The organism is Micromonospora sp. NPDC052213, assembly GCF_040679695.1.
Classification (GTDB): domain Bacteria; phylum Actinomycetota; class Actinomycetes; order Mycobacteriales; family Micromonosporaceae; genus Micromonospora.
Genome location: NZ_JBFAVI010000383.1, coordinates 1 through 1,163, shown reverse-complemented (window position 1 = coordinate 1,163; position 1,163 = coordinate 1). Strand labels below are relative to the sequence as shown.

Annotated in this window: 2 protein-coding genes; both read left to right on the top strand. The window is 69.4% G+C overall.

Going from position 1 to position 1,163, the window contains the following annotated elements; all coding sequences use genetic code 11:
• Positions 1–279 precede the first annotated feature (279 nt).
• A complete protein-coding gene (locus AB0L34_RS34150) occupies positions 280–615 on the top strand; it encodes a DUF485 domain-containing protein (RefSeq protein ID WP_043323102.1) in 336 nt (111 codons plus the stop codon).
• A partial coding sequence (locus tag AB0L34_RS34145; RefSeq protein WP_363709812.1) for a hypothetical protein occupies positions 612–1,163 on the top strand: 552 nt, incomplete at its 3' end. The genes AB0L34_RS34150 and AB0L34_RS34145, both read left to right, overlap by 4 nt.

Below are 1,163 nucleotides of genomic sequence, written 5' to 3'. Positions count from 1 at the left end.
CATGACCGCCCAGCGGGCGGGGTCCAGCTCGCGGCCGGTGAAGTCGTCGTACGTCCACGCGCTGGTTCTCAGTGCCGACGTCATGCAGTCACCATCGGACGCCGGCCGGGCGCGGGCATCACCCGTTCACGCGGTTCGGCCGGGCCGGGCACGCCAATGCGCCGGCAGCCTCCCGGAAATCCCGTGATTAAGCCATGCCGCAGCGTGAGCGGTCGCCGAGACTGACGCCGCACGCCATCTCCGCATCGTCTGCGACGTTCTCACCAGGGGGAGAGAGCAATGGACACGGCAGCTCCGGCACCGGACGGCGGTCGTTACCTCGCCGTCCATCACAGCGCAGAGTTCAGGGAACTACGGCGACGATCGAGCACGGTCACGCTCTGGGCCAGCGTCGCCTTCTTCGGGTGGTGGTTCCTCGGCAGCCTGCTCGCCACCTACGCTCCGGACTTCTTCCGGGAGAAGGTGGCCGGCCCGGTCAACGTGGGCCTGCTCTTCGTCTTCCTGTCGTTCACCTTCGTGGTGACGCTCGCCGCCTTCTACCTGCGCTACGCCCGCACGCGGCTCGACCCGCTCAGCGAGAAGATCCGCGCCGACCTGGAAGGAGCGTCCCGATGAGCGTCGTCCTCGCCGACCCGCAACCCCCGGTCGACAACACGTGGGCGACGCCCGCGATCGCCGTCCCGGTCACCGTCGTCCTCGCGCTCGCGGTGCTCTACCTGGTCCGCTCGGCGCGCGCCAGCACCACCACCGCGGACGGCTTCCTGCTGGCCGACCGGCGGATCGGGCCGGTGCAGAACGCGCTGGCGGTGGCGTCCGCGCCGCTGATGTACTCGACGATGTACATCTTCACCGGCCACATCGCGCTCAGCGGCTACGACGCCATCCTGCTGATGACCGCCTTCACGATGGGCACCATGCTCGCGCTGTTCCTCTTCGCCGGGCCGGTGCGCAACGTCGGCGGCTACACGCTCGGCGACCTGCTCGCGGTGCGCGTCCGGGAACGGCCGGCGCGGATGGCCTCGGCGGTGCTCACGCTGCTGACGTACGTCATGCTGACCGTGATCATGATGGCCGCCATCGCGTTCATCTTCAACCGCTGGTTCGGCGTCGACGCCCTCGTCGGCCTGGTCCTCCCGGTCTTCGTGGTCGGCCTGGTCACCGTC